Genomic DNA, 16,164 nt, shown 5'->3' with positions numbered 1-16,164 from the left:
TCAGCCCTCCGCGGGGTCATCCACGGTCACCTCGCCGGCCACGATCCGGTCGCGGACCGATTCCACCTCGGCGATGACGTCGGGGTGGTCGGCGATCAGGCACCCGGAGTCCTCCACACCGTCCTGCAGCCCGGTCAGCGTGACGCCCCCCTCTTCGAGGCCGTAGGAGACGAGACCGCCGCCGTTGCCGGCGAGGATCTCGCCGATGCTGTCGGCGGTGACCACGTCGACTTCCTTGATGACGTTGTCGACCACGACCCCGGGGGCATCGGGGCACTGGTTGACGTCGACGCCGAAGGCCTTGAAGGCGCCCTCCTTGGCCGCGTCGAAGACGCCGAGATTGCCCGCTGCGGCGGCGGCCATGACGTGGTCCGCGCCGCGGGCGACCAGGGCGAGGGCCTGTTCCTTGGCCCGGGCCGGGTCGTTGAACGGCGAGGAGCCGCCGACGTAGAGGGGCGTGAACCCGACGGCGGCATTCACCGACTGCGCCCCGGCGCCGAACGGGTCGGAGAAGCGGCGGATCTGCGGGGTGTCGAGGGCGACGACGGCGCCCACCTGGCCGGACTGGCTGAGCAGCCCGGCCTCGACCCCTGCGAGGTACACCGCCTCGTGCTCGCGGAAGACCGCACAGGTGACGTTCTCGAACTCCTCCGCGGTGCAGGCATCCACGAAGAGGAACTGCTGCTCGGGGTTGGCCGTGGCGGCCGCGGCGACGGAGTCGGCGAACTCGAAGCCGACGACCGCGAGGACGTCGGGCGCATCGGCGACGGCGGCGTCCATCTGCTGCTGGATGTTCGTCGGATCCTGGCTCTCGAAGATCCGCGCCTCGCCGCCGTTCTCCTCCGCCGCCTGCTCCACACCGTCGACCGCCAGTTGGAGGAACGGGTTCACGCCGACCGGCTCCGGTGTGATGAGGATGAGGCTCGGGCCGCTCTCGGCGTCCGCGTCGTCGCCACCCCCGCCGGACGAGCTGGCATTGCAGCCGGCCAGGACGGTGACGCTCAGCGCCGCCGACAGAGCCGTGAGGACGTGTGGCCGGCATCCGAGCATGAGCGCTCCCGTAAGTTGTCTGACGTCTGTCATCCAGTAGGGTGCGACTATCGAGGCCGGTCCACCGGGGCGTCAAGAGGACGCGGAAGGGGACGTGTGAGCACTCCGTTACGGGACGCCCGCCCCCTGCCCGCACAGCTCGCGGACAGGTTGCGCCAGCGGATCGCCGACGGCCACTGGGAGCCCGGGCACCGGCTCCCCTCCGAGCAGGAGCTGGCCTCGGAGTACGGCGTCAGCCGCCCGACGGTGCGCAGCGCCGTCGCCCGCCTGGTCGACAGCGGGATGCTGCGCGTCCGCCACGGCGCGGGCACGTTCGTGACCTCCCACCAGGGCGCGATCCAGGCGGGCCTGCAGCAGCTGCGGTCGACCAGCCGGATCATCGCCGAACAGGGCTACAGCTGCGAGGTCGTCTACCGGTCCCGCGAGCTGCGCCCGGCGACGGTGGCCGAGGCCGAGCGGCTCGAGGGGTCGCCCGGCCTGCCCGTCATCGCCATCGAGCGCTGTTTCCTCGCCGACGACGAGGTCGTCGCCTTCGAGCACGACCTGATCAACGCCGCCGTCCTCCCTGATGGCGTCGACGCCGGTGACATCACCGGCTCGGTGTTCGAGTTCATGGAGCCCCTGGGACTGCTGCCGGTCCAGGCCGTGGCCCACGTCCGCGCGGTGCACGACACGTCCGTCGGTTGGGGACCTCGCCGGCCGGAGCGACCGCTCTACGTCTGCCTCGACCAGGTGCAGTACCTGCCGGACGGGCAGGCCGTCAGCTGGTCGCGGACGTTCTTCGTCGAGGACAAGTTCGAGTTCACGCTGGTCCGCAGCCGCTGACCGCGCGTGGTCGCCACCCGGATGCCCCGAGCGAGGCACGCGACCGACCGCGGGCGGGACGGGCGGCGTCGGAGCGCGCCGTGAGGGCCACGCGCGGGGGCGGTCACGTGCGCTCGAGGACGACCTGCCACTCCACTCCCGTCGCGCCGCAGTCGAACCCCTGGACCGTGGACTCCGAGTAGGTGCCGCCCAGCCGCCCGTCCCGGGCGACGAGGTGCAGCCGCCACAGGGCGCTGCGGGTGGGGGTCCCGCCACAGGTGGGGGCGACCTCCGGCGGCACGGGGCCCGCGGCCTGGTACTCCCCGTCCTCGAACGGCAGCGGCGGGCTGCCGTAACCCCGCCGGAACGGGGTGACGGCGCAGGGGTCCTGCGAGCAGTCGATGGTGAGGGTGATCGAGCGCGTCTCGGGGCAGTCCTGGTCGTCGAACCCGGCGCAGCGGGTGAGCGATCCCTCGCCGGACCACTGCCCGTCCAGCTCGGACGACGGCAGCGCACTACCGGCCGCCGGCATCGTGGGCAGGCGCGGGTCGACGCCGCGCCGAGCATCGACCACCAGGTAGGCCGCGAGCAGGGCGACGACCAGCCCGATCAACCCCACCGGGAGCCCGACGGTGGTCCACCGGGGCGGCTGGGCGGACGGCGGCTGGGCGGACGGCGCCTGGGCGGACGGCGCCTGGGCGGACGGCGGCCCGCCGGCCCAGCCCGGCGGTGGCCAGGGCCGTCCGCCGTACGGATCGCTCACCCGCTCACCTCCGGGAGCTGCGCGGTGTGCCGCCTCGGTCGGAACGTACCGGGGTCCAGCGGCCCCTCCTCGGCGCCGTCAGCCGTACCGGGCGACGAAGTTGGCCAGCATCCGGCCCGGCTCCGTGACGCGGGCCGGACGCAGACGGGCGATCAGCGCCTCGACCTCCGACGGCGGGAAGTAGCCCGCGTGCTGGTAGACGTGGACCCGGGTCACGATGCCCTCGACATCCAGCTCGGGGTGGAACTGGGTCGCGTACAGGTTGCGCTTCATCCGGAACATCTGGACCGGGCACGCATCGCTGGTCGCCAGGAGCACAGCGCCGGGCGGCAGGACGCTGCAGGCCTCCTTGTGCCCGACGAACGCGTCGAACTCCGGGGCCATGCCGGTGAGGACCGGATCCTCCCGCCCCGCGTCGGTCAGCTGGATCCGCACCGCGGACACCGGTTCGGCGTACGTGCTGTCGATGACGCCGCCCTGGTGGACGCCGAGCGTGCCCACCCCGTAGCAGGCCCCGAAGAACGGGAAGTCGCGGGCCACGATCTCGTCGAGCAGCGCCGACAGCTCCCGCTCGACCCGCTGCTGGACGGCGGACTTGACCTCGGGCCTGTCACTGGAGTTGAACGGCCCTCCCCCGACGAGGACGCCCGCGTAGTCGTCCAGGTCGAGCTCGGGCAGCGGTCCGGCCTCCATGCGGATACGCCGGAGCCGCTCGGGCGGCAGTCCGCTGAAGCGGAGAAAGGCGTCGTACTCGCCGTCTGCGGCCACGTCCTCACCGCGGGAGGACAGCAGGAGGAAGGGCCGCACGGGCGGATCCTAGGTCCACGACTGCCTGCGGCCCCCGACCTCGAGCGAGATCGGGGGCCACAGGCGTACGACGGGCTCGGTGGATCAGCCCGCCGCGATCTCCGCGGTGGTCCTGATCCGGTCGAGGGTGGGGGCGGGAACCGGGGAGTTGCCACCCAGGTAAGCGGTGAACGCATCGAGGTCCACCGGCCCGGTCACCGGGTTGGTGCCCTGGGTGATCACCGAGAAGTTGTCCCCGCCCCCGGCGAGGAAGTTGTTCACGGTGACGCGGTAGGTCGTGGCCTCGGCCACGGGGACGCCGGCGATCGTGAGGCTGCCGTCGACGACCCGGGTGCCGGTGCAGGCGGCCTCCTTGGACGGCGCGCTGGTCCCGTTCGGGTCGACCACGTAGGAGACCGACTTCGAGACGTACAGCGTGTGGCCCACCGCGAACTGCTGTTCCAGCATGCAGTAGAGCTGTGCACCGGTGAGGTCGAGCGTCACCAGGTTGTTGGTGAACGGCTGGACCGCGAAGGCTTCCCGGTAGGAGACCGGACCGGCGTCCAGATCGGTTCGTACACCACCCGGGTTCATGAACGCGGCGACGGCGCCGGCCTCGTCGTCGGTCGCCGCGAGCTGGGCGTCGGCGATGACGTTGCCGAGGTGGGATTCGCCGAGGGCGGGACGAAGTGTCCCGGTGGTGGCGTCGGTCACCGACGTGGGGAAGCCCAGAGCCTCCTGGCTCCGGGTCAGGGCCACGGCCGTCGACCCGACGACGCGGTCGGCCGTAGGGCCGAGCGCCGTGTTGTAGCGGGTGGTGAGCGCGGTCTGCGCCGGGTCCTTGGCCACGTCCCGGGTCACGACGACGTTGTTCGCCGAGGCGGTCAGGACGTCCCCGGTACGGCGGTCGATCGACAAGCCGATGTCGGTGACCAGCCGGCCGAGCGAGCTGGCGCTCGTGACCAGCTTCCCGTCGAGGTCGCAGTTGTAGGCCTGGTGGGTGTGGCCGCTGACGACGACGTCGATCGCGTCCGACATCCCGTTGGCGATGTCGACGATGGGGCCGCTCATGCCGTTGCAGCCGTTCACGTCCCACGCATCGGGGCCGGTCTGGTTACCCCCCTGGTGCAGCAGCACCACGATGGTCTCCACGCCCTTGGCCTGGAGTTCGGCGGCGTACCGGTTGGCGGTCTCCACCTCGTCGGCGAAGTCCAGCCCGGCGACACCCTGCTGGCTGACGATCGCCTTCGTGTCCTCGAGGGTCATGCCGATGAAGCCGACCTTGACGCCCTGCACGTTGTCGATGGCGTACGGCGCGAGCAACGGTTCACCGGTGTCGGTCACGAACGCATTGGCCGACAGGTACTGGAAGTCGGCCCCCTCGTAGGGCGTTCCGTCGAGACAGCCGTCGACCGGGTGGCAGCCACCGTTCTGGATGCGGAGGAGTTCGGCCGCGCCCTCGTCGAACTCGTGGTTGCCCACGCTGGCGTAGTCGAGACCGGCCAGACCGAGCGCCTCGATCGCGGGCTCGTCGTGGAAGGCGGCCGACAGCAGCGGGGACGCGCCGATCAGGTCACCCGCCGCCACCGTGATGGTGTTGTGCTTCTTCTGCTCCTCGGCGAGCTGGGCCAGCTGCGTGGCGAGGTACTCCACCCCGCCGGCAGGAACGTTCACCGGCTTGCCGGCGGCGTCCACCCCGGTCTGGATCCGACCGCTGGAGCTGGTCTCGGGAACGGCCTCCAGCTGACCGTGGAAGTCGTTGAGGGCCAGGAGCTGCACCTCCACCGGCTTCGGTCCGGACGGCTGACCGGGCGCCGCGTGGGCGACGGCGGTGGCGCCGGCCAGCGTGAGGGCGCTCAGCGCCGCTCCCGCGGCGAGTCGGCGCAGGGCAGTGCGGTTCATCGATCCTCCTGACGGATGCCTGCACGGAACGGCGCCCATTCACCGCCACCGGCAGGTCCGAGCGGAGGGCGGCAGGTGAACGACGAGGCACCGCGAGGCTAACTCCGCCGTCCGTTGGCCCGACGGAGCGATCTGACGGAAAGGAGCCGGACCATCGCGAAGCGTCGCCCACGCCCCACCTGTCACACCGGCCGGCCGTCGACGGCCCGTGAACCGGGCGTCCGCAGCACCAGCTGCTGCCGTGGCGGGACCACGAGTGCCACGACCCCCTCGGCCACCGCGTAGACCATCAGCCCCGGCAGGATGACGAGGACGGGTGGGACGACCAGCGGCGCCGCGAGCAGCGAGATCGCCAGCACCCCCGGGGCGCTGAACAGCCAGCCGGCCCGCCGCTCCTCGTCGGTCAGCGCGCCCCAGCGCACGCCCGCCCACATGAGCCAGCGCCGCAGCACCGGCACTCCGCTCTCCCGCATGACCCGCCGGAAGATCCCGTCGGCCTGGCGGGAGGTCACCGCCCCGGACCGGATGCCCTCGGTGCACAACCAGTCGTGCAGGATTGCGGCCAGTGTGTACGCGCCGAACCGCGGGATCAGCCAGGTGACCACGCGCGGCACCGACGCGAAGTCGGTGCGGAAGCCGGCGGGGACGACGAACCGCTCCCACCTGCCCCGGTACACCAGCTCGTCGACGAGCGCCCACGTGTCGGCATCGACCCTGCTGACGGTCAGCGACCCCGGTTCGAACGGCACGGCTCACTCTCCGACGGCCGGCCCGATCCCGCCCGTCGACCCGCCGGGTCAGCACAGTCCGGTGACCAGCCGGCCGGCGGTCCAGGCGCCGGGGCCGATCAGCACGACCACCGACGGGTCAGGTGCCGGTGATGTGCTCCGGGCGGATGGGCACCCGGCGCAGCGGCCTGCCGCACGCGGCCCGCACGGCGGCGGCGACCGCGGGACCGGACGAGATCGTCGGCGGCTCCCCCACTCCGCGCACCCCGTACGGCGCGTGCGGATCGGCGTACTCGAGCACCGTGACCCGCATCGGCGGCATGTCGAGGATCGTCGGGATCAGGTAGTCGGTGAACGACGGGTTCCGCACGTGCCCGTCGGTCACCACGATCTCCTCCATCAGTGCCAGGCCCATGCCCTGCGCCGACCCGCCGTGGATCTGGCCGACGACGGCGTCGGGATTGATGGCCTTCCCGACGTCCTGGGCGGTGTCCAGGGCGACCACCTTGACCAGCCCCAGCTCCACGTCGACGTCCACGACGGCCCGGTGCGCGGAGAACGCGAACTGCACGTGCGCGTCGCCCTGCCCGGTCTCCGGATCGACGGCGTGGGTGGGCCGGTGGCGCCACTCGACGGTCTCCTCGACCGCGTCGTGGCCGAGGACCTCCTCGAGCCCGGCCAGCACCTCGCCCGACGCGCCCACGATCTTGCCGCCGTCCAGCCACAGCTGGGAGGCATCGCGTCCGAGCGACAGGGCCGCCCGCTCCAGGACGACGGCGCGCACCGCCTCGCACGCCGCCTTCACCGCCCCACCGGTCACGTAGGTCTGCCGGGACGCCGACGTGGAGCCGCCGGAGCCGACGGCCGTGTTCTTGGGATGGACGACGACCCGCTCGACACCGAGCTCGGTGCGGCAGATCTGCTGCTCGACGGTGATCAGCCCCTGCCCCACCTCGGCGGCCGCCGTGTGCACCGTGGCCACCGCCTCGCCACCGGTCATCTCCAGCCGCACCCGGGCGGTCGAGTAGTCGTCGAACCCCTCGGAGAACCCGACGTTCTTGTAGGTGACCGCGTAGCCGATGCCGCGGACGACGCCCTCGCCGTGGGTCGTGTTGCCCACCGAGCCGGGCAGCGACCGCAGATCGGGATCGTCGCCGCGCTCGGGCGGCAGGGGCAGGTCCGCGACGATCTGCACCAGCTCGGCCACCGGCGCCGCGGAGTCGATGACCTGGCCGGTGATGTTCGTGTCACCTTCCCGCATGCCGTTGAGCTGCCGGATCGCCACCGGGTCCAGCCCGACGGCGGCGGCCAGCTCGTCCATCAGCGCCTCGTGGGCGAACGCCGCCTGCACGCAGCCGAAACCGCGCATGGCCCCGCACGGCGGATTGTTCGTGAACACCCCGTAGGCGTCGACCGCCACGTTCGGTATGCGGTAGGGGCCCAGCCCCAGCGTGCCGGCGTTGCCGACGACGGCGGCCGTGGAGGAGGCGTAGGCGCCGCCGTCGAGGATGGTGCGGGCCCGGGCGTAGACGAGGGTGCCGTCCCGCTCGGCGCCGAACTCGTAGGTCAGCCAGGCGGGGTGCCGGTGGACGTGGCCGTAGAAGGACTCCTCCCGGCCGTAGGACATCTTCACCGGCCGGCCGGTGCGCAGCGCCAGCAGGCAGGCGTGGATGTGGACCGACAGGTCCTCGCGGCCGCCGAAGGCGCCACCGACCCCGGCCAGGTGCAGCCGCACCTTCTCGGGAGGCATCCCGAGCGCGAGGCACATCTGCCGCTGGTCGACGTGCAGCCACTGGGTGGCGACGTAGAGGTCGACGCCGCCGTCCTCGGCCGGGACGGCGAGCCCGGACTCGGGCCCCAGGAAGGCCTGGTCCTGCATGCCGACCTCGAAGTCCAGCGACACGACGACCGGCGCCGTGGCGTCGGGGTTCCCGCGGCGCAGCTTCAGGTGCCGCACCAGGTTGCCGGGCCGGTGCACCGGCGGCGCGTCGGGGTCCATCGCCCGCCGTGGGTCGGTGACCGCGGGCAGCACCTCGTAGTCGACGCGGATCCGTCGGGCGGCCCGGCGCGCGGTCTCCGGGTGGTCGGCGGCCACCAGGGCGACCGGTTCCCCCTCGTAGCGGACGAACTCCGAGGCCAGCACCGGCTGGTCGGCGTGCTCCAGGCCGAAGGTGTTCTCGCCCGGGACGTCCTCCGCGGCCAGCACGGCGGTCACGCCGGGGACGGTCAGGGCCTCGGTGAGGTCGATGCCCCTGATGCGGGCGTGCGGGTGCGGGCTGCGCAGGGTCACGCCCCAGACCATGTCGTCGTGCCACAGGTCGCTGGCGTAGGCGAACTCGCCGGTGACCTTGAGCGTTCCGTCGGGCCGGAGCGGGCTGTCGCCGATCCGCCCCGGCGAGGTCGTGGCGGTGGTCGTCGTCCGCGTGCCGGCGTCGGTGCTCATGCCTGCGCCTGCCGCTGCGCCGCCAGCCGGACGGCGTCCAGGATCTTCTCGTAGCCGGTGCAGCGGCAGAGGTTGCCGGCCAGCGCCTCGCGGATCTCCAGGTCGGAGGGGACCGGCACGCGGGCGAGCAGGTCGTGCGCGGCGACCACCAGCCCCGGGGTGCAGAACCCGCACTGGACGGCGCCGGCCTCCACGAAGGCCACCTGCACCGGATGCAGCCTGTCGCCCTCGGCGAGGCCCTCGACCGTGGTCACCTCGCGGCCGATCGCCTGGCCCGCCGCGACGAGGCACGAGCAGACCGGCTCTCCGTCCAGGTACACGGTGCAGGAGCCGCACTCGCCCTGTTCGCAGGCGTTCTTCGACCCGGGCAGGCCCAGACGCTCGCGCAGCACGTAGAGCAGGCTCTCCCCGGCCCAGACGTCGTCGACCTCGTGCTCGGTCCCGTTGACGGTGGTGGTGATGCGCATGTCAGGCCGCCTTCCGCAGATCGTCCCAGGCCCAGCGGGCGGCGCGCCGCGCCATCACCGCCAGGGAGTGCCGCCGGTAGGCCGCGCTCCCCCGGACGTCGTCGATGGGCGACGCGGCGGCGGCGACCCGCTCGCCGAAGGCCCGCGCCAACGCGTCGGGCAGCTCGCCGCGCGACTCCCAGAGCCCGGCGGCGTCGAGTTCCCCGGCCAGGAACGCCTCGGCCTCCGGGGCCCGGCGCGGGGTCGGGGCGGCCGAGCCGATGCCGGTGCCCACCGCCCTGCGGTCGGGGTGCAGCGCGCAGGCGAAGGCGGACACCGCGATGACCATGGCGTTGCGCGTGCCCACCTTGCAGAACTGCTGCGGCCCCGCGGCCGCGGGCACGAGGACGGCGGCGATCAGCTCGTCCGGCGCGAGCGCGTTGCGCTTCACGCCGGTGTAGAACTCCGCCGCCGGGATGCGCCGCGGGCCGCGGGCCGCGGACGCGACCTCGACCACGGCGCCGGCGGCCAGCAGCGGAGGGTGGGCGTCGCCGGCCGGGGACGCCGACCCGAGGTTGCCGCCGACCGTGCCGCGGGCGCGGATCTGCGGCGAGCCCACCGTGCGCGCGGCCATGGCGAGGCCGGGCAACTCCGCGCCGAGCTCGTCGATGATCCGGGCGTAGGGCACGCCGGCCCCGAGCCGCACCCAGCCGTCCTCGACCGCCCACTCCCCCAGCTCGGCGACCCGACCCAGGTCCAGCAGCGCGCCCGGCCGGCGGCGGTCGAAGTTGAGGTCGACCATGACGTCGGTGCCGCCCGCGATCGGGACGGCGTCGGCGCGCTGGGCACGCACCGCCAGGGCCTCGGCCCATGACGTCGGCTGCAGGAAGTCCATCGAAGCCTCTCGCCGTCCACGGGAAGTCCTCCTGGAGACAACCGCTCCGGGCCCGGCGTGGCAAGGGTTGCCGGCGCTCCCGTCACCGGACCGACGACCGACCCGCCACGCGGGCAGCTCAGCGGGTCCGCCGCTCCACGGCGCGAGCGGCCAACCGGCGGATGCCGTCGGCGCGGGTCGACAGCACGCGATCCAGGGTGCGACCGACCGGCGGCAGCTCCCCGAGCCGGGCCAGCCCCGACCACCGCGGGACGGCGACGGTGCGCCCACCTCGTGCGTCCAGGCAGCGGGTGATCTGCTCGGCGACCCGCGCCGGGTCGATCCCGCGCGACAGCCGCCCCCGGGCGTCGGCGTCGGACAGCGGCGGATGGCCGTGGCCGCGGGCGAGCCACTCGGTCTCGACGAAGAACGGGTTGACCGTGTGCACCCGCACGCCCCGGGCGGTCACCTCGCGCCGCAGGCCCTTCACGAAGCCGTGCACCCCCGCCTTCGTCGCCGAGTAGACCGTCAACGGAGGGATCTGCGACCACGCGGCCACCGACGAGACGGCCACCACGTCGGCCCGGCCGGTTCGCTCGGCCGCGGTCAGCAGGTGCGGCAGCGTCAGCCGGGTGAGCTCGATGACCCCGGTGAGGTTGAGCGCGACGATGCCCTCGACCACCTCCCCGGGCATGTCCTCGAGCAGCCCGGCCCAGCCGAGCCCGGCGTTGTGCACCACCGCGTCCAGCCGACCGTGCCGGTCCAGGACCCGGTCGACCAGCATCGCCCGGTCGTCGGCATGGGCCACGTCGGCGACCACGCCGGTGACGCCGGGCACGTCGCCGATCGCCTCGTCGAGCCGCTCCCCGTGGCGGGCGCAGGTGACCACCAGGGCTCCCTCCCGCACGAGCCGGGAGACGGTGGCCCGGCCGATGCCGGCACTACCGCCAGTGACGAGGACGACGCGGCTCCACGGAGAGGGCATGGGGGCGTACTACCCCTGGGGGACATCACATGTGCCGGGCGCATCGATCCCGCAGGTGGGGGAATGGCCTCCGCATGCACCTGCCCGAGCCCCGGGGTCCGCTGAGCGAGACCCTGTGCCGCGACCTGGCCACCCGCACCGCGCTGTCGGCGACGACGATCGAGCGCGCCGACCGTGTCGCGGCCGGAGGGGCGTGCGCGCTGACCGACGAGGACCTGCAGATCGGCCTCGCCGTCCTGTACGAGCTGCACTACCGCGGGTTCGACGGCGTCGCCGACGACTGGGAGTGGGACCCGGCGCTGCTGCGGGTGCGCGCCGGGCTGGAGCGCCGCCACCTTGCCGGGCTCCGTCACCTGGTGGGCCCGATCGCGGTCACCGACGAGCCGATCGATCGCCAGCTGGCCGCGCTGATCGCCGCGGACGACGGACCGTCCCTCTCCGCGTTCATGGCCAAGCACGGGACGCTCGACCAGTGGCGGGAGTACCTCACCCTCCGGTCGGTCTACCACCTCAAGGAGGCCGATCCGCACACCTTCGCCATCCCCCGGCTGTCCGGCCGGGCGAAGGCGGCGATGGTGGAGATCCAGGCCGATGAGTACGGCGGCGGTGCCCCCGCGCGGATGCACAGCGAGCTGTTCGCCGGCCTGATGCGCGACCTGGGTCTGGACCCGGCCTACGGGGCACTGTGGGACGAGGCGCCCGCCGTGGCGTTCGCGTCGGTGAACACGATGTCGCTGTTCGGGCTGCACCGGCGGTGGCGCGGTGCGGCGCTCGGCCATCTGGCGGCGGTGGAGATGACCTCGTCGGAGCCGAGCCGCCGGTACTCGGCCGGCCTGCGCCGCCTGGGCTTCGACGAGCGGGTGACCGTCTTCTACGACGAGCACGTGGAGGCCGACGCCGTGCACGAGCAGATCGCGTCGGTCGACATGTGCGGTTCCCTGGTGGCCGACGAGCCGGAACTCGCGTCCGACGTCCTCTTCGGCGCCGCCTGCTCCCTGGCGATGGACGGCGTAGCCGCCACGCACCTGCTCGGCGCCTGGGAGACCGGCCGCTCCGCCCTGCGGGGGGAACGCGGCCTCGCCGCCTGACCGGGCCGGCTCCCGATCCGGCTCAGCCCTCCCCCGCCGGCTCCCGGGCCTCCCGCAGGATCCGCGCCGCGGGGCGGGGGCGGCTGGGCGCGCTCGGGGCGGAGAAGCCCGACCGCTTGTGGGCACCGTCGCAGAACGGCTTGATGCCCGACTTGCCGCACCGGCACAGGGCGATCGTCTGCCGCCCGGGGTCGATCTCGTTCCCGTCCTGGTCGACCAGCCGGAAGTTCCCGCGGACGATCAGGGGTCCGTCGCGGTACGGAGTGATCGTGGCCCGGTCGTCGATGCCGTCGTGCGTCCCGGCGGCGTCGGCGTCCTCGGGCAGCTCGGGTTCGACCGACACGGAGCGCGACACGACCCTCCCCTGCCCGACGGGACCGCCCGGCACACACGCGGTCACCCGATGAGGGATGTCAGGCGTCGGCGGGCCGGCCGTAGAAGACCTGCTCCACCACGGCGCGGGCGTGCCGGGACGTGCGGCGGTAGTCGTCGAGGAACTGACCCGGGTCGGTGTCGGGCCCGTAGCCGCACGCCCGCGCGACGCCGGCCAGCTCCAGCCCCGGCCGCGGGAGCTGGTCGCTCGGTCGGCCCCGCACCAGGAAGATCGCGTTGCGGGCGCGGGTGGCCAGCTCCCAGGCCGCCCGCAGGGCGTCGGCCTGCTCCCGGTCGAGCAACCCCGCGTCCCCCAGGGCGTCGAGGGCATCGACCGTCGGCTGCACCCGCAGGGCCGGCACCTCGGCGGCGTGCTGCAGCTGGAGCAGCTGCACGGTCCACTCGACGTCGGCCAGGCCGCCCCGGCCGAGCTTGGTGTGCGTCGCCGGATCGGCGCCGCGGGGCAGCCGCTCCCGCTCCACCCGTGCCTTGATCCGGCGGATCTCCGCCACCTGCTCGTCGGCCAGGCCACCGTCCGGGTACCGGATCGGGTCGATCATCGCCACGAAGTCCGCGCCGAGCTGCTCGTCGCCGGCGACCGGGGCGGCCCGCAGGAGCGACTGCACCTCCCAGACCGACACCCAGCGCTCGTAGTACTCGCGGAAGGCCGGCAGGCTGCGGACCAGCGCGCCCTGGCGACCCTCGGGACGCAGGTCGGCGTCGACCTCGAACGCGGGATCGGGGGCCGGCTCGGCGAGCAACCGGCGCAGCGTGTGGGCGACGGCGTTGGCCGCCGCGGTGGCCTTCCCCTCGTCGGCGCCCTCCCGGGGGCGGTGCACGAAGAGCACGTCGGCGTCGGAGCCGAACCCCATCTCGGCCCCGCCGAGCCGGCCCATGCCGATGACCGCCATGTCCATCGGCATGTCCGCCGGGTCGATCCCGGCCTCGAGACCGTGCGCGCGCACCGCGACGTCCAGGCCGACCTGCAGCGTGGCGGCCGCGATGTCGGTGAGCGCCTGCCCCAGCCGGACGACGTCCAGCCGGCCGAGCAGGTCGGCCGAGGCGACCCGGAGCAGCTCCTGGCGGCGCAGCCCCCGCAGCACCCGGATGCCGGCCTGCGGGTCCGGTGCCCGCCCGGCCGCCTGCCGCCACGCACCGGCGAGGGCGCCGACGCCCCGCGGCTCCAGCTGCTCGTCGTCGGCCAGCAGCCGCAGCGCCTCCGGGGTGCGCGTCAGCAGCGAGGCGACGTACTGGCTGGACCCGAGCAGCTGGGCCAGCCGCTCGGCCACCTGCCCCTCGTCGCGCAGCAGCCGCAGGTACCACTGGTTCCCGCCCAGCGCCTCGCTGACCTGCCGGTAGGCCAGCAGACCCGCGTCGGGGTTGGGGCACGAGGCGAAGGTCTGCAGGAGGACCGGCAGCAGGTACTTCTGCATCGACGCCGAGCGGGACACCCCGCCGGTGAGCGCGGCCAGGTGCCGCAGCGCGCCGTCGGGGTCGGCGAACCCGAGTGCCCGCAGCCAGTCGCCCGCTGCCTTCGACCCGAGGTGCAGGTGCTCCCCCGGAACTCGGGCGACCGCCGACAGCAGCGGCCGGTAGAAGAGCTTCTCGTGCAGCCGGCGCACCTCGCGGGTGTGCAGGGTCAGCTCGGCGTCCAGGACGTCGACGGCGCTGCCCCGGGCGTCGGGCTTGTAGCCCAGCGAGCGCGCGAGCCAGCGCAGCTGCTGCTCGTCCGTGGGCAGCAGGTGGGTGCGCCGCAGGCGCAGGAGCTGCAGCCGGTGCTCGACCGTGCGCAGGAACCGGTAGGAGGCGATGAGGGTCGCGGCGTCGTCGCGGCCCACGTAGCCGCCGGCCGACAGGGCCATGAGCGCCGGCAGGGTGCCCCCCACCCGCAGCGACGTATCGATGCGCCCGTGCACCATCTGCAGCAGCTGGACGGCGAACTCGACGTCGCGCAGCCCGCCGCGGCCCAGCTTGAGCTCCCGCTCGGCCTGGGCAGGAGGGATGTTGGCCTCGACCCGCCGGCGCATGGCCTGGACCTCGCCGACGAACCCCGGCCGGTCCCCCGCCTTCCACACCAGCGGCCACAGCGCCTCGACGTAGGCGCGGCCGAGGTCGGGGTCGCCGGCGACGGGGCGCATCTTCAGCAGGGCCTGGAACTCCCAGGTGCTGGCCCACTGCTGGTAGTAGGCCTCGTGCCCGGCCACGGTCCGGACCAGCGCGCCCGCTTTCCCCTCCGGGCGCAGCGCGGCGTCGACCTCCCAGGCGGCCTCGTGGCAGATCCGCATGAGCGCGGCGGCGACCCGGGTCGCGCTGGACAGGGCCGCGCTCTCGGACTCGTCCGGGTCGACCGGCTCGGCCACGAACACGACGTCCACGTCGCTGACGTAGTTGAGCTCCCGACCCCCCGCCTTGCCCAGCGCGATGACCGCCAGCCGGCAGGGCGCGGCCGTGGCCGGCTGCTCGGCCACGGCCAGGGCGAGGCCCGCGGTGAGCACGGCGGCGGCGATGTCGGCCAGCTCGGCGGCGACCTCCTCGGCCGGGAGGCCGTCGCCCAGGTCCCGGCCGGCGACCGACAGGATCGCCCGGCGGTAGGCCAGCCGCAGCTCCCGTATCCGCTCCGGGGACGCGTCGGGCGCCGCCCGGCCGAGGCGCACGCCCCACGGCGGGTCGTCGGGGTCGGCGCCGACCGCGGCCAGCATGTCGCGGCGAAGCTCCTCGGGGCTCGGCCGGTCGGAGCCCCGCGGCCTGCCGTCGGCGTCGTCGTCCAGGACGGTCCAGTCGGCCGGGTGCGCGGCGAGGTGGTCGGCGAGCCCGGAACTGGCGCCCAGGACGGCGAGCAGGCGGCCGCGCAGCAGGGCCGAGCCGCGCAGCCCCGCCAGCAGCGCCGCCGCCGAGCCACCGGAGACGTCCGACGCGTCCAGGGCCTCGACCAGCCGGTGCAGGGACCGGAGCGCCAGGTCGGGATCACCGGCCCTGGCCAGCGCGGCGACCACCGGCCCGGCCTCGGGGTCGGCCGGCTCGTTGCGCTCGAGGTCCCAGAGCCCCAGCGCCGGGTCGGACAGGAGCCGCGCCGCGCGGGCGCCGTCCTCGAACCCGAACCGGACCAGGCGTACCACCGCGCGCCGCGGGATCTCCTCCTCGGCCAGCGTCATCGCAGGCTCAGGCCGCCTGGTGGGCGCGGGCCCGCACGAGGTCGGCGAACCGGCCGGCGAACGGCGCCCAGACCTCTTCGATGTCGGGGTGGGCGGCCGCGGCCCGGGCACAGAGCGTCTCGAGGTCGTGGGGGCTCGCGGCCACGCCGACCGGGTCGGAGCCGGCCCACTCCCGCACCATCCCCGGCGTCGTCTCGATGTGGAACTGGAGGCCGTACACGTGCCGCCCGACCCGGTACGCCTGGTGCGGGTAGTGCGGATTGCTCGCCAGCAGCGTGGCCCCGGTGGGCAGCTCGGCGATCTCGTCGTGGTGCCACTGGAGGACGTCGGGCGAGAGCGGCAGCGGCCCGAACAGCGGATCGGCGTCCGCGGCGTCCCGCTTGGCGACCAGCGTCGCCCCCACCTCGGGCCCGTCGACGCCGGTGCGCACGCGGCCGCCACCGACGCCCGCCAGCAACTGGGCACCGAGGCAGATGGCGAGCGTCGGGACGTCGGCGTCCAGGGCCTGCCGCAGCAGCGACCGGACGCCGACCAGCTCGGGGCTGGTCGCGTCGTCGTCCGTGGCCGACTGCGGGCCGCCGAGGACCACCAGCCCGTCGTGGTCCTCGAGGCTCCCGGGGAGCGGATCGCCGATCCCGAGGTGACGCTCGTCGAGCTCCAGCCCGGCCGCCCGCAGCCAGTCGCCGAGCCGGGCCGGCGGATCGCTCTCACTGGGGACGACGGCGAGCAGACGGTTCACGCCGTCGAGCCTAAGGACCTCGTCGCCTCCCG

Annotated in this window: 14 protein-coding genes; 2 read left to right on the top strand and 12 right to left on the bottom strand. The window is 74.1% G+C overall.

Translation table 11 applies throughout. The features are described 5' to 3' along the window. The gene (locus ACFSHS_RS11120) at positions 1 to 1,050 is read right to left on the bottom strand and encodes a BMP family ABC transporter substrate-binding protein (protein WP_376875388.1); all 1,050 of its coding nucleotides are present in this window, start codon (positions 1,048 to 1,050) and stop codon (positions 1 to 3) included. Positions 1,051 to 1,146: 96 nt separating this feature from the next. Between ACFSHS_RS11120 and ACFSHS_RS11115 the strand changes: the two genes are divergently transcribed. Continuing rightward, positions 1,147 to 1,875: a GntR family transcriptional regulator gene (locus ACFSHS_RS11115; RefSeq protein ID WP_376875385.1), complete on the top strand. Its 729-nt coding sequence runs from the start codon at positions 1,147 to 1,149 to the stop codon at positions 1,873 to 1,875. A 103-nt stretch (positions 1,876 to 1,978) separates the two neighbouring features. Here ACFSHS_RS11115 and ACFSHS_RS11110 read toward each other — a convergent pair whose 3' ends face one another. The 8 genes from ACFSHS_RS11110 to ACFSHS_RS11075 all read right to left on the bottom strand — a co-directional run bounded on the left by ACFSHS_RS11110 (position 1,979) and on the right by ACFSHS_RS11075 (position 10,781). Further along, positions 1,979 to 2,617 carry a hypothetical protein gene (locus tag ACFSHS_RS11110; RefSeq protein WP_376875382.1) on the bottom strand — a complete coding sequence of 213 codons (639 nt, stop codon included), beginning with the start codon at positions 2,615 to 2,617 and terminating at the stop codon, positions 1,979 to 1,981. A gap of 78 nt (positions 2,618 to 2,695) precedes the next feature. After that, a complete protein-coding gene (locus ACFSHS_RS11105; RefSeq protein ID WP_376875379.1) occupies positions 2,696 to 3,424 on the bottom strand; it encodes a glutamine amidotransferase in 729 nt (242 codons plus the stop codon). 84 nt (positions 3,425 to 3,508) lie between these two features. Continuing rightward, positions 3,509 to 5,305 carry a bifunctional metallophosphatase/5'-nucleotidase gene (locus ACFSHS_RS11100; RefSeq protein WP_376875376.1) on the bottom strand — a complete coding sequence of 599 codons (1,797 nt, stop codon included), beginning with the start codon at positions 5,303 to 5,305 and terminating at the stop codon, positions 3,509 to 3,511. Positions 5,306 to 5,487: 182 nt separating this feature from the next. Further along, positions 5,488 to 6,054, bottom strand: a complete 567-nt coding sequence (locus tag ACFSHS_RS11095) for a DUF1353 domain-containing protein (RefSeq protein WP_376875373.1) — start codon at positions 6,052 to 6,054, stop codon at positions 5,488 to 5,490. A gap of 118 nt (positions 6,055 to 6,172) precedes the next feature. Then, a complete protein-coding gene (gene pucD, locus ACFSHS_RS11090) occupies positions 6,173 to 8,476 on the bottom strand; it encodes a xanthine dehydrogenase subunit D (protein WP_376875370.1) in 2,304 nt (767 codons plus the stop codon). Beyond that, a complete protein-coding gene (locus ACFSHS_RS11085; RefSeq protein WP_376875367.1) occupies positions 8,473 to 8,943 on the bottom strand; it encodes a (2Fe-2S)-binding protein in 471 nt (156 codons plus the stop codon). Before ACFSHS_RS11085 ends, pucD begins: the two co-directional genes overlap by 4 nt. Position 8,944: 1 nt before the next feature. Then, on the bottom strand, positions 8,945 to 9,817 hold the full coding sequence (locus ACFSHS_RS11080; RefSeq protein WP_376875364.1) for an FAD binding domain-containing protein: 873 nt from the start codon (positions 9,815 to 9,817) through the stop codon (positions 8,945 to 8,947). Between the two features lie 118 nt (positions 9,818 to 9,935). Continuing rightward, positions 9,936 to 10,781 (bottom strand): SDR family NAD(P)-dependent oxidoreductase, encoded by an 846-nt coding sequence (locus tag ACFSHS_RS11075; RefSeq protein ID WP_376875361.1) that lies wholly within the window; start codon positions 10,779 to 10,781, stop codon positions 9,936 to 9,938. A 74-nt stretch (positions 10,782 to 10,855) separates the two neighbouring features. Between ACFSHS_RS11075 and ACFSHS_RS11070 the strand changes: the two genes are divergently transcribed. After that, positions 10,856 to 11,869: an iron-containing redox enzyme family protein gene (locus ACFSHS_RS11070; RefSeq protein WP_376875358.1), complete on the top strand. Its 1,014-nt coding sequence runs from the start codon at positions 10,856 to 10,858 to the stop codon at positions 11,867 to 11,869. Positions 11,870 to 11,891: 22 nt separating this feature from the next. Here ACFSHS_RS11070 and ACFSHS_RS11065 read toward each other — a convergent pair whose 3' ends face one another. Genes ACFSHS_RS11065 through ACFSHS_RS11055 form a run of 3 tightly spaced genes read right to left on the bottom strand, consistent with a single transcriptional unit; the run spans position 11,892 to position 16,132 of the window. Continuing rightward, positions 11,892 to 12,224, bottom strand: a complete 333-nt coding sequence (locus tag ACFSHS_RS11065; RefSeq protein ID WP_376875355.1) for a CDGSH iron-sulfur domain-containing protein — start codon at positions 12,222 to 12,224, stop codon at positions 11,892 to 11,894. Between the two features lie 58 nt (positions 12,225 to 12,282). Further along, positions 12,283 to 15,393: a bifunctional [glutamine synthetase] adenylyltransferase/[glutamine synthetase]-adenylyl-L-tyrosine phosphorylase gene (locus ACFSHS_RS11060; protein ID WP_376875352.1), complete on the bottom strand. Its 3,111-nt coding sequence runs from the start codon at positions 15,391 to 15,393 to the stop codon at positions 12,283 to 12,285. A gap of 7 nt (positions 15,394 to 15,400) precedes the next feature. Continuing rightward, positions 15,401 to 16,132: a type 1 glutamine amidotransferase gene (locus ACFSHS_RS11055; protein ID WP_376875349.1), complete on the bottom strand. Its 732-nt coding sequence runs from the start codon at positions 16,130 to 16,132 to the stop codon at positions 15,401 to 15,403. Between the last annotated feature and the right edge of the window lie 32 nt (positions 16,133 to 16,164).

This window comes from Blastococcus deserti (assembly GCF_042682525.1).
GTDB lineage: Bacteria > Actinomycetota > Actinomycetes > Mycobacteriales > Geodermatophilaceae > Blastococcus_B > Blastococcus_B deserti.
This window is presented reverse-complemented; position numbering and strand designations above follow the sequence as displayed.

Coding starts and splice junctions, on each gene's coding strand:
- ACFSHS_RS11085 (WP_376875367.1), bottom strand. CDS start 8,943: ATGCGCATCACCACCACCGTCAACGGGACCGAGCACGAGGTCGACGAC.
- ACFSHS_RS11075 (WP_376875361.1), bottom strand. CDS start 10,781: ATGCCCTCTCCGTGGAGCCGCGTCGTCCTCGTCACTGGCGGTAGTGCC.
- ACFSHS_RS11100 (WP_376875376.1), bottom strand. CDS start 5,305: ATGAACCGCACTGCCCTGCGCCGACTCGCCGCGGGAGCGGCGCTGAGC.
- ACFSHS_RS11080 (WP_376875364.1), bottom strand. CDS start 9,817: ATGGACTTCCTGCAGCCGACGTCATGGGCCGAGGCCCTGGCGGTGCGT.
- ACFSHS_RS11060 (WP_376875352.1), bottom strand. CDS start 15,393: ATGACGCTGGCCGAGGAGGAGATCCCGCGGCGCGCGGTGGTACGCCTG.
- ACFSHS_RS11070 (WP_376875358.1), top strand. CDS start 10,856: ATGCACCTGCCCGAGCCCCGGGGTCCGCTGAGCGAGACCCTGTGCCGC.
- ACFSHS_RS11120 (WP_376875388.1), bottom strand. CDS start 1,050: ATGCTCGGATGCCGGCCACACGTCCTCACGGCTCTGTCGGCGGCGCTG.
- pucD (WP_376875370.1), bottom strand. CDS start 8,476: ATGAGCACCGACGCCGGCACGCGGACGACGACCACCGCCACGACCTCG.